The 10,862-nt window shown below is 49.4% G+C and carries 10 protein-coding genes; 6 read left to right on the top strand and 4 right to left on the bottom strand.

The annotated features are described in order from the left end of the window. Positions 1-70 precede the first annotated feature (70 nt). The 6 genes from ACLUYS_RS07410 (at position 71) to ACLUYS_RS07385 (ending at position 5,351) form a co-directional block, all read left to right on the top strand. Positions 71-385: a hypothetical protein gene (locus ACLUYS_RS07410; protein WP_412659502.1), complete on the top strand. Its 315-nt coding sequence runs from the start codon at positions 71-73 to the stop codon at positions 383-385. 54 nt (positions 386-439) lie between these two features. Continuing rightward, positions 440-3,055, top strand: a complete 2,616-nt coding sequence (locus ACLUYS_RS07405; protein WP_412659504.1) for a terminase TerL endonuclease subunit — start codon at positions 440-442, stop codon at positions 3,053-3,055. A gap of 4 nt (positions 3,056-3,059) precedes the next feature. After that, entirely contained in the window at positions 3,060-3,446 is a 387-nt protein-coding gene (locus ACLUYS_RS07400) for a hypothetical protein (RefSeq protein ID WP_412659501.1), read from the top strand. An 82-nt stretch (positions 3,447-3,528) separates the two neighbouring features. Continuing rightward, positions 3,529-3,861, top strand: coding sequence for a hypothetical protein (locus ACLUYS_RS07395; RefSeq protein ID WP_412659500.1), 333 nt, complete (start codon positions 3,529-3,531; stop codon positions 3,859-3,861). 242 nt (positions 3,862-4,103) lie between these two features. Continuing rightward, positions 4,104-4,991, top strand: a complete 888-nt coding sequence (locus tag ACLUYS_RS07390) for a transposase (protein WP_412659499.1) — start codon at positions 4,104-4,106, stop codon at positions 4,989-4,991. A gap of 6 nt (positions 4,992-4,997) precedes the next feature. Beyond that, positions 4,998-5,351 carry a transposase gene (locus ACLUYS_RS07385; RefSeq protein ID WP_412659503.1) on the top strand — a complete coding sequence of 118 codons (354 nt, stop codon included), beginning with the start codon at positions 4,998-5,000 and terminating at the stop codon, positions 5,349-5,351. A gap of 335 nt (positions 5,352-5,686) precedes the next feature. On the opposite strand, the gene ACLUYS_RS07380 is transcribed toward ACLUYS_RS07385, so the two are convergent. The 4 genes from ACLUYS_RS07380 to ACLUYS_RS07365 all read right to left on the bottom strand — a co-directional run bounded on the left by ACLUYS_RS07380 (position 5,687) and on the right by ACLUYS_RS07365 (position 10,776). Then, positions 5,687-8,011, bottom strand: coding sequence for a hypothetical protein (locus tag ACLUYS_RS07380; RefSeq protein ID WP_412659498.1), 2,325 nt, complete (start codon positions 8,009-8,011; stop codon positions 5,687-5,689). A gap of 304 nt (positions 8,012-8,315) precedes the next feature. Then, positions 8,316-9,377, bottom strand: a complete 1,062-nt coding sequence (locus tag ACLUYS_RS07375; RefSeq protein WP_412659497.1) for a hypothetical protein — start codon at positions 9,375-9,377, stop codon at positions 8,316-8,318. After that, positions 9,374-10,117 carry an SGNH/GDSL hydrolase family protein gene (locus ACLUYS_RS07370; protein ID WP_412659496.1) on the bottom strand — a complete coding sequence of 248 codons (744 nt, stop codon included), beginning with the start codon at positions 10,115-10,117 and terminating at the stop codon, positions 9,374-9,376. The genes ACLUYS_RS07375 and ACLUYS_RS07370 overlap by 4 nt, the downstream gene beginning before the upstream one ends. After that, positions 10,117-10,776, bottom strand: coding sequence for a 5-formyltetrahydrofolate cyclo-ligase (locus ACLUYS_RS07365; RefSeq protein ID WP_412659495.1), 660 nt, complete (start codon positions 10,774-10,776; stop codon positions 10,117-10,119). Before ACLUYS_RS07365 ends, ACLUYS_RS07370 begins: the two co-directional genes overlap by 1 nt. Positions 10,777-10,862: the final 86 nt, after the last annotated feature.

The raw sequence follows: 10,862 nt of genomic DNA, 5'->3' as shown, positions 1-10,862 counted from the left end.
GTTGTCAGCAGCCCGTTTCACGGTCTGCGTGTAGTTCCTTGTAAACTGACCTAAAACGGAGGACAAAACAATGACAAACAAAGAAGCAAAACACCAGGTATTCATGGAAGCCCACGCAAAATGGCTGGCCAATCAGGAGAAGCATTACGGCTACAACGAGAACGCTGGAAAGTATCAGGACGACCTCAACGAGATGGTTTGGGCAGACTGGGATTTCACTGAAGCCCACGAAAAACTCTGGAGAGATTACACCCTGTACTTCGAAGAAGGTATCAACCCCTACAAAGCAAAGCTGAGCAAGAAAGAAATCGAACGTCGCCTGGAAAAGAAGATGGATGACATGGTTCAGGCTGAATTCAAACGCTACGTGAAAGCAACCTACTAAAAGAACAACCAAAAGGCCTGCGGGCCTTTTTAGATTGGAGGTTTCCTTATGGCAATGCGAAAGTTGAAAAAATATAAACCCACAAAGTTCAAGGCTCGCACATCTCATTACGATAAGGAAGCTGCCGACTACGCGGTTAACTTTATCGAGTGCCTGTGCCACACCAAAGGAACCTGGGCGGGTAAGCCCTTTGAGCTGATCGATTGGCAGGAACAGATCGTGAGAGACCTGTTTGGAATCAAGAAAAAGAACGGTTATCGACAATTCAACTCGGCTTACATAGAGATTGGAAAAAAACAAGGGAAGCAAGTTGCATTAGATACGTTGATTCCTACTCCATCCGGTTTTACTACAATGGGCGAGATCAAGGTAGGCGATACTGTGTTCGATGAAACCGGATCTCCGTGTCACGTAGTGGCCAAGAGTCAGGTCGATTTTGACGAGCAGGCCTATCGTATTGTGTTCAAAGATGGAGAGGTCATCGAAGCTGGTGAGAACCATCAGTGGATTGGAGAGAAGCATCAAAAACCGATAATGATGACAACCGGTGACTTGTACAGGTATTTCCAAACCAAATCCTACAATTTTCGGATTGCTGTCAATGGAGCGCTGGAAGCCCCTGAAGCGGAGCTGCCGATCGATCCATACCTGATGGGGTATTGGCTTGGTAACGGACATGCCACCAAGCCAGAAATTACTGTAAAGACTTCCGATGTTCCGGAAGTCCTTTTTAATGTCCAGCAGAACACTGTAGTCAACAACGCGTGGTTGAATGTTGGCGACTCACTAATTTTCAAAATCAACGAGCTGAAGCCAGTCCTGCTCAAGTCATTCCATGACAAAGTGATTCCGATTGAATATCTTCGTGCCTCTAAAGAACAACGGCTCCGCCTTTTGCAGGGATTGATGGACTCTGATGGATGTATCTCAGGAGTAAAAGGACAAGGAGTTTACTACTCCACAGAAAAGAGGTTAGCGGAAACAGTTAGTGAACTCCTGTGGACGCTGGGGATCAAAAATGCGATCACCTCAACTCCATCCACCCAACCGGTTAATAGGGATGTGCCAAGCCAGGAATGTGGCAGAGATGCTACCGGTGAAACCTGCTATATGGTCAAATTCACCTGCTTTGACGATGTGAAAGTTGCTGGTCTATCCAGAAAACTAAAGAATCGGATTCCCAGAAATCCAACGACCAGATCCCATTTTCGATATATCGACTCGATTGAGAAAATCGAGAACCGAGGAATGCAATGCATCCAGGTGGATAGCCCGTCCCATCAATACTTGATTGGCAAAAGCTGTCTTCCAACGCACAACTCAGAGCTTGCAGCGGCCATTGCATTGCTCCTCACCTGCGGAGATGGAGAGCAGCGAGCTGAAGTGTACGGCTGCGCTTCGGATCGTCAGCAGGCATCCATTGTTTTTGATGTTACTGCTGACATGGTCCGGATGTGTCCGGCTTTGAACAAGCGCTGCAAAATCCTCGCTTCTCAGAAACGGCTGGTGTATCTGCCCACGAATAGCTTCTATCAGGTTCTTTCCGCTGAAGCCTACTCGAAGCACGGCTTCAACATTCACGGAGTTATCTTCGATGAGCTACATTCCCAACCTAACAGAAAGCTACACGATGTTATGACCAAAGGCTCTGGCGATGCCAGGATGCAGCCGCTCTTCTTTCAGATCACCACTGCAGGAACAGATACCAACTCGATCTGCTATGAGGTCCACCAGAAAGCTAAGGACATTCTGGAAGGCAGAAAGGTCGATCCGACCTTCTATCCAGTCATCTATGGAGCTGATCCGGATGATGATTGGACCGATCCCAAGGTGTGGAAAAAAGTTAATCCCTCCTTGGGGATTACCGTTCCAATTGAAAAAGTCCAGGACGCTTGTGAATCCGCTAAGCAGAATCCTGCTGAAGAGAATGCGTTCCGGCAGCTAAGACTTTGCCAGTGGGTCAAACAATCCATCCGCTGGATGCCAATGGACAAATGGGACCTTTGCGCTTTCCCCGTTATCCCTGAAGAGCTCGAAGGCCGTGTTTGTTATGGAGGCTTGGACCTTTCCAGTACCACCGATATCACCGCCTTTGTTCTGGTCTTCCCTCCTATTGAGGAGGATGAACCATATCAGATCCTGCCGTACTTCTGGATTCCAGAAGACAGCCTGGATTTGCGTGTAAAGCGGGATCATGTTCCCTATGATATATGGAAGAAGCAGGGTTTTCTGGAAACGACCGAAGGTAATGTCATCCATTACGGATACATCGAGAAGTTCATCGAGCGGCTTGGTGAAAAGTTCAACATCAAGGAGATTGCTTTTGACCGCTGGGGAGCCGTTCAGATGGTCCAGAACCTGGAAGGGATGGGCTTCACCGTCGTGCCCTTTGGCCAGGGCTTCAAGGATATGTCTCCGCCAACCAAGGAGCTGATGAAGCTAGTGCTGGAAAAGAAGATAGCCCATGGCGGACATCCAGTTCTTCGCTGGATGATGGATAACATCTTTATTCGTACAGATCCTGCTGGCAACATCAAAGCAGATAAGGAGAAGTCCACAGAGAAGATCGACGGTGTGATTGCAACCATTATGGGTCTTGACCGTGCTATTCGCTGTGGGAACATCAGCACAGAGAGTGTGTATGACTCTCGCGGGCTGCTGGTGTTTTAGAGTTATGAAAATCAATATACACATTTCGCTCGATGAACTCGTTTCACAATTGGCCTCTATCGGCATTCCTGCTTTGGTCCTGTTACTTGCGATGGCTTCAACTGGTTTAGCTGGAGCAGCGGCTATGACCGCTTCTTTAAGTTTGCTTGGTCCTGGAGGAATGTTTGGCGGAATCCTGACTTTATTGGCAGGAGGTGTTCTGGCTGAGGTCGTCACCAGATTCGGTATCGAAACCGTCATTTCCTTAGTGATTGCTCGAATGTATCAGAACGGAGAAACTCAGGCCAGCATTGAAGAACGAATAAACGGAATGTTAATATCGAAGAAATTAAAGTTAAAAATTATAAATAAGTTCAAAGAGCTTCAACCTGAACAACCAGACGGAGAATAACACTAGTTTCCTGGATTCTTAACAATTTCTAAACTTCCAAAAAGTCACGACTTTCTCACGACTCATCTGTAGACTCGTCCTCATGAACAAAGACTTATTTGCGAACGCTCTTTCGAGCCTGCTGGTCGTGTCGGATTATGCCGAGTATCTCGACACCCGCAGAAGCTTCATTGTCGACAGCCTCTGCAAACTCGGCTATCCAAAGAAAGCCGCCATCTCCTTTCTGTTAAGATGCGCAAGCCTCGAACAGAAGCGGGCGGCTGACTGCCTCAAGCAGATCGAGCGCGAAGGACTAAGCAGGGAGTTTGAGATCTGGTCAGACCAGGATGAAGTCATTGAAGAAAGGATGCAGGGACTGCTTACCGCCATGACCGTTGGAATGCAGGCTCTCAGCCATCCACACCGCTTTCACTAACCCTCTCGCACCCGTTTGCACGGGTGCTTTTCTGTTGAAAGGAGCCAATGTCATTAAGTTTAGTTGATCGAGACCTTTACTCCTTAATTGGACGAAGGGTCTCTTTTTTTTTTGCCCTTTTTTCTCCATAAAACATTTCGGTTGATTGTTTGCACAATTTAGCTTTTATGAAAAATAGTTGTTTTATAACTCAAATCGTGCGGCCGCTTAGCGGCCCGTTAAGTGACGGAAAGGAAAAACTTATGCCCTCACTTAACAAATTCTGTAACCTGCAATCGGTCGCACTCAAGCGCGTGATCAAGGAGGAAGCTTCCAATTCTGCCAATATGGTCCATTCGTACTCTGACTTCTCCCGATCACGCAAGCTCTCTGTTCTGGATCTGGCAGCTGTGGCCTACCAGACAGAGGATCGGTCTATCAACAGATCTCTTCCCATTCTTCCTGATTCTCTGGCCGACGTTTCTTTATCTGCGATTTCTCAGGGAAGACAGAAAATCAAGCATTCGCTTTACTCTAATGTTTTCTATCGCATGAATGATTTGTTCTCTTCTGAGGACGATAAAACATTTCATGGATGGCAACTATTGAGTGTCGATGGTTCTGAAATAACCATCAGCCCCGATGGAAATGACATGTCTACCTATGGTGGATCGAAAAAGGGATCTAAGCACCATTTTTACCATGCAAATCCGTTGTATGACGTTCTTAACCACGTTTATATCGATCTGGTGATGCAGCCAGGATCTCAGAAAAACGAAGATTCAGCTCTTATGGAACTGGCACATCGACATAAAGGTGAAAAGGCAATCTACACCTGCGACAGAGGCTATGAAGCGCTTATGACTTTCTATCGTCTGAATCAGACTAACGAGCATTTCGTCATCCGAATCAAGGACGAATCATCCGCCAACAGTATTCTGAAACACTATCCTACGCCTGACACGGAAGAATATGACATTTCATTCGATGTAACTTTGACGTGTAAGAACAATTCTCATGCCAAATCAAACTGGGATACCTATAAATACATCTCATCCTATGCGAAGCATCCTGAATTCCAGAATGGAGTGACTGAGCTGCCGCTTCACGGCAGGATCATCCGCTATAAAACGGTAAGTGAAGGGGTTTAATCCTTCATCACGCTTTTTACCAATCTGCCGTTTGATGAGTTCACCACCGAAGACCTCTGTGAAATCTACCGTCTGCGCTGGCAAATCGAGATTTCATTTCGAGATCTCAAAGAGCAAATAGGGTTGAAACATGTGCATGGACGTAAAAAGGAGCTGATCATTGGAGAAATCTTTACAAAAATGACGCTCTACAACCTGTATTCCAGGATCAGGAACAAGGTTGAAAAGAGTCGTGAATTCGCTGAGCGATACCGAAACGCCATAAAAGGAAGTGGGAACAGAAGACAGATTATGCATTTCTTATCTCTGCAGTCCATGCGTTTCTATGGGGTAACGGCGTATATACCGCAGACAGGCTAGTCCGTTTGATCCTTCGCAAAACGCAGTCAGTTCGTCCGGGGCGGGCAGATAAGCGGAAAAAGAAGCGCTGATAAACAGTTCTAAGAATTGAAATGGTTACTAGGTGATTTTTTTTAACAGGTAAAAAATCGCCCTTTTCGTCGTACTCTCGAAAAATCTGACCACAAAAAATCACATACAGGCTTACAGTTTAGGAGGGCTAACTATATCTAACTTAATGACAATGCCCCTGCAGAACAAAAAAAATAGAAAACAGACCGCTCTGTCCTGCTGCCAGCCGCCTGTTTTCTATCATATGTTTATAAGTTTATATCAAAATTTGACTGTGTCTTCTATCACCCGGCCGTACTGCGAACAATCCGCTTATTGAAGAAGCCAAAGATCGGACCGCCGGAGGAGCGATCCCACGCATCGTTGCTCTGCTGTGCATAGAGCGTTTCAAGGCTGTACCAGCCGTCGGCCGCATAGCCGTAGGGATCATGAACAAACACTCGGCCATTGTCGTAATTCATGACAAAGATCTCATGCGTATAGCCCGGCGCGGTAAAAATACCCGGATTCATCGCACAGCAGAGAACGCCTCCTTCTCTGAGGATCTTCCGGGCGCGTTCAATACTCAGGTTTCCTTCAATGGAAATCTGGTAGCGCTTGGCGATATACACACAGCCATCACCGCCGGCACCGGCACGGTTTACGTTCATCAGATTCGCGTCAGCCAGCATGCAGCCGACATCAAAAGGAAGCGGTACGGCCCCATCCGCCGCGCTGATCACACTCGCCAGAACGGTCGGTACGCAGCCGCTCGCACTGAAACTCAGTCCTCTGATCCGGCGCGCCGCCCAGCGCAGATCGGTCTGCCGGTACAGCGGGACGCCATTGAGGACGGTTTTGAGAATGTTTCCGTCCTGATCCGCGGTAAATACGGCGTTGGCAAACGAAAACGTACCGCGCATGGCTTTTCCGTCTGCACCCAGATAGCGGATGACATCGCTATCGTATTCCACAAGCTGCTCTTTTTTCATCCGGCCGCTGCCGGTATCGAAATCATACCAGTCGCTGCCGATCTGAACCTCTCCGCCCTGATGACGGCCGTCCTTTCCGTAAAAGCGGGTATGATCCGTGCCAGGTACGGTATACAGTCCGATCACCGGAATGCCGGTGGCTTCGCCAAATGCATACCAGCTGCCGTTGAAGCGGTATTCGCCGGACAGTTTCTGATCATCCGGACCATACCAGACCGTATAGTTCTGTTCGGCGCATTTGGAGTAAATAAAGCGTGCATTGAAGGAGAGGCCTTCCGATTTCCAGCCGATCTGATCCAGAGCGCCGTATTCAATTTCGCTGTCGGTGAAGTTATGCGCGCCGGCTTTTGCGTTCGGGTTGTAGCTGCGCAGAATCTTCACACCTCCATACGGATCCCCGTACCAGCCGATGCCTTCATCCTTCCAGCCCAGGCCGATCAGTGCGGCCCGCTCTTTCTGATCGAGCGTATAGTGATGATCGCCCGCATTGGGATTGTACAGACGATAGACCGGCTGACTGGTTGCCTGACGGCTCGACATCCAGCCGATCCCTTCGTACCTCCAGCCGGCTTTGACAAGAGATTCTCGTTCCCGGGTCGTTGTCGTATAGAAATGCTCGCCGCTGTTCGGGTTATACAGACGGTAGACATTCAGCGTTTCCAGCGAACGCAGGGTGGATTCAAGCGTATCGATTTCGCGGATCAGCGCATCTCCGTATTCCCCGTATTCCGCTTTCTGGATCGCATTCGCGCTCTGTACACCCAGAACATGCAGGTTGGGAGTACTGCCGGGCATATCCTTGCTGATAGGAAGAGGCGTCTGTTCCGGTGCTGCATCAAATTTGAGCTGTGCTTCAAGATCAGCGAGTTCCTGTTCCTTGCTGCTTTTCTGGCTCTGCAAATCGGAGAGAGCTTTCTGCAAATCACTCTGCGCACTCATCAGTTCCTGGAATCTGGATTCAAGAACTTCCCTTTGCGCGCTGCTGGCCGTTTTGCTTTCGGGTGCGGCTGGCTGGCCTGGCTCAGAAGGCGTGCCGGCTGTTCGGGCACCGGTCTGTGAAGGGCTTTGTGCAGCTTCCATGCCGGGTTCATCTGTCTTTGTTTCAGCCGGGCTGGTTTCTTTCATGGATATCTGGGCGTCTTCTGTTTCTTTTGGCGCCGGGAACGCTGTCTGCTCTGAGGTCATCGACTCTTCAGAAAAACTGTCCTCTTCTGCCGGATCCTGCGTATCCTCTTCCTGGGAGGGTGTTTCATGTTCTGCAGGCACGGCATCAATCTGTGCCTGCAGCTCGTCCATCTGCTTTTCAAGCGATTTGAGTTCGCTTTGCGCGGATGCAATCGCACTGGCCAGCGCATCGATTTCACTGCACAGACTCTCGCACTTTGCATGTATATCTGCTGTCTGCTGCGCTTTTGTTTTTGCGGCTTCAAGCTGACTGAGCAGTTCATCAATCCGTGCGTTCTGCGTATTGCCGTCTTCAATCGATCCGCTCTCTGTCTGTACATCGTTTTCAGATGAGCTCAGCGCCTCGACACTCTGCATTTCTTCAAGTGCATAGACAGGACGGCTCAGCAGCGATCCAGCCAGCATGGCATGCAGCGCAAAAAGCACAGAGTATACATTCCGATCTCTTTTCATTCTCTTTCCTCAGCTGATTCTTTGCTTCTCTTCTTCTATTCTATTCTCTTTCTTTCTGCTTCAGTGTCCAGAAAGAAAGAGTCTGCCCGCTCAAGGAAAACACATCGTTTTCTTCACGCAGACAGCACGGGCGGCCTGCGTGAATCACAGGCGGCAGAGATCCGTGGATCTGCCGCCTGAAAAAACAGGATGTCCATATACATCGAATTGTATCAGTCGGGATGTCTTATAAACAGAAAACCTGTCTGAATGCAAAGCTGCAGGATTCAGACAGGTTCTTTTTTGAGGTTTACGGGTTCTATTTTCAGTCGGCCCCATCAAAGGAGCGGTAGTGCAGATCGACTCTGTTTTTAAGCTGTTCCCGGATCTGAGCAAACGCTTTCTGAAAGAGCGGCTCGTCAAAAAGGATCAGATCAATGTAAGAATAGGATTTTCCAATGTCGCCGCCAATCACTTTTGCACAGTGCAGCGGAGCAAGCAGCGTTTCAATCTGGCTTGAGAGGGCCTGACGGAATTTTGCATCCTCTTCAGAATCAAATGGATTGACGTAATAGATATAGCCATATTCGCCGTCATGCGCTTTGAGATCGAGTGAGACATCGGACTTGGAGCCAAGCGATTCTTCAATCAGAGGCGGATGGACGGTGAAGATCATCTTCATATCCTTGCGCAGCGAATCGCTCGCAATATCCTGATGCGGCTTGAAGACCGTATAGATATCGAGCGGATGGGCATAGTTCTGCCAGCCTTCCTTCTGTGCTGTATCGGTAATTACCGTATACAGTTCGGTCAGGTTGCAGAAATCCCGGCCATCGACGGGCTCGTCGGTAAAGTCAATGTTGGAGACATAAGCTTCGAGCTCTTTTTCACCGATGGCGAGTTCCACGAGGTAAATCGCCATTTCCCGCTTGTATTCCGGGTTGTCGATCAGCGAAAAGCCCGGGCAGTAGACATCGACAAGGAACGAATGCGTTCTGACATCGACACGGTAAAAGGCTGTCATATCGAAAAGCGAATACTGCTCGTCCTTGATCTGTAGACTGGCTTCAATGGCCTTCTGACTGAGGGGAGTGAGCGTATCATTCATGATCCAGGTCTTTTTCACACTCTCGGGCGCGAGTTCTTTCATCTTCCGGCAGATCAGCTGACTGGTCTTGTCTGGTCCGGTATCAAACGTCATTTCCGGTTCTTCATAGCGATCTTCCACAAAGAAATGCGCGCCGCTGATTTCGTAGCACTCCGCATTCAGCACTTCAAGAATCGCCGAAAGCTTTTCATAGTTCTTTGTTTTCAGCGCTTCGAGCAGACCATCCTGCTCATCTTCAAAACGCGCCCAGAAGGCTTTGATATTGCTTAAAACACTCATAGATATCCTTCTTTCCTGCCGTGCGGCAGACTTTCCGGCACGGCTGTCTGTTTTATCATCTGTTCGACCGCCGCCGATATCCCTTCTGCAAGAATCCGGTGCCCGTCTGCATCGAGGTGTATTCCGTCCGTACAGCCGCCATACAGGCCGATCGTATCCGCCCGCAGAACCTGCATGCCATATCTGCGAGCCATTTTCTCTGTGATGCTCTGCGCGGCTTTCAAAATGCTCTGGCCGCTTTCGCCATAAAAAATCCGGCAGTCCATGGCCGACAGAGCACAGTCCGGAATCAGAGGCGGTGATACAAGAAGAACCGGCGGCACTTTTCCATCCCGCTCCTGCAGCCCGTAAAGAGCATCCTGCAAAGCATGCAGAAAGAGCTCCATGGATGCCTGCCAGGCCTGCGCGCTCTGGCAGTTCATACGCCTGGCATCATTAGCGCCTAAAGCGATGATGACGGCATCGAGCGATTGAAGGCGGCGGAGCAGCGGGCCGATCTGTCTCGATCCATCTTCAGCACTCAGCGGATCGCGGCTTGAAAAGGAACGGCCATTCTGGCCGCTGACAGTCAGCTCCCAGTCCGGATGCATCTGTCCAAGACGCACAGAGGCCCGATCGGGCTGCTGAAGGCCGCTTTGCGGATCATAGCCCCAGATATTCGAGTCGCCAAAAAGCAGAACACGAAAATGCGCAGGCCGGTCGGCTTCAGGCAGACTGCAGGAAGAGGTTTCAGCAGGCATCAGGCTGCACGTTCCTTTCTGTCCGGTTCGTTTTCATCAAAAGCATCCGCCCTCCTGTCCGAACTGACCGGCACGCCGCTTTGTTTGAGGAAAGTCTGCGCAGCAGAAATCCGCCTTCTGTTTTCATCAGAGAGTTCCGGACGGAGCGGCACAAACACAGACAGACGCTCTGGGGTAACCAGAACATCAAGCGGTTCATCCCATGGCGCAGGCCGGGCCTGGATTTCCTGTTCGTCATAGGCAATGCCAAGGCGGAGGCTTTCTGGATGGGCGGCAAGATAGCGGTCATAATAGCCTTTTCCATATCCAATCCGGTACGCCCAGCAAAAGGCGAGCATCGGGACGACAATCACATCCGGGATGGTTTCCTGAGCGGGATCGGAAACAGGTTCCGGAATCGAGAACGCTCCAGTCCGCATTTCCCTGGGAAAATAAAATTTCATTTCGGTGTCATTGAGAACAACGGGGAGGGCGCAGGTTCTTTCATCGATTTCTTCCCGGTACGTGAAGATGTCCGCTTCGCCGCGTACGGGATAGTAATGACCTGTGCACTCTGCGTCCTGAAAAAAAGGCAGACTCTTTGCGGCGATCGCTTTGTTTTTAGACTGCCGGCAAAGAATCTGCTTTCTGTTCTCAATAAGAATCGACCGGTCGATCATCCGATGGAATCGGACATATCGAGTTTGAGCAGCTGATGGAACAGACTCTTCCGGTGAAACTGGCGTTTCAGATCAGTCAGATCTTT

This window comes from Allobaculum sp., assembly GCF_047010065.1.
Lineage (GTDB): Bacteria > Bacillota_I > Bacilli_A > Erysipelotrichales > Erysipelotrichaceae > Allobaculum > Allobaculum fili.
Note: the sequence above shows the minus strand (reverse complement) of the source record. Positions and strands in the feature narration are given on the sequence as shown.

Bases quoted from the DNA above. Each gene is read 5' to 3' on its own strand.
- ACLUYS_RS07410 (WP_412659502.1), top strand. From the start codon at position 71: ATGACAAACAAAGAAGCAAAACACCAGGTATTCATGGAAGCCCACGCA.
- ACLUYS_RS07405 (WP_412659504.1), top strand. From the start codon at position 440: ATGCGAAAGTTGAAAAAATATAAACCCACAAAGTTCAAGGCTCGCACA.
- ACLUYS_RS07400 (WP_412659501.1), top strand. From the start codon at position 3,060: ATGAAAATCAATATACACATTTCGCTCGATGAACTCGTTTCACAATTG.
- ACLUYS_RS07395 (WP_412659500.1), top strand. From the start codon at position 3,529: ATGAACAAAGACTTATTTGCGAACGCTCTTTCGAGCCTGCTGGTCGTG.
- ACLUYS_RS07390 (WP_412659499.1), top strand. From the start codon at position 4,104: ATGCCCTCACTTAACAAATTCTGTAACCTGCAATCGGTCGCACTCAAG.
- ACLUYS_RS07380 (WP_412659498.1), bottom strand. From the start codon at position 8,011: ATGAAAAGAGATCGGAATGTATACTCTGTGCTTTTTGCGCTGCATGCC.
- ACLUYS_RS07375 (WP_412659497.1), bottom strand. From the start codon at position 9,377: ATGAGTGTTTTAAGCAATATCAAAGCCTTCTGGGCGCGTTTTGAAGAT.
- ACLUYS_RS07370 (WP_412659496.1), bottom strand. From the start codon at position 10,117: ATGCCTGCTGAAACCTCTTCCTGCAGTCTGCCTGAAGCCGACCGGCCT.
- ACLUYS_RS07365 (WP_412659495.1), bottom strand. From the start codon at position 10,776: ATGATCGACCGGTCGATTCTTATTGAGAACAGAAAGCAGATTCTTTGC.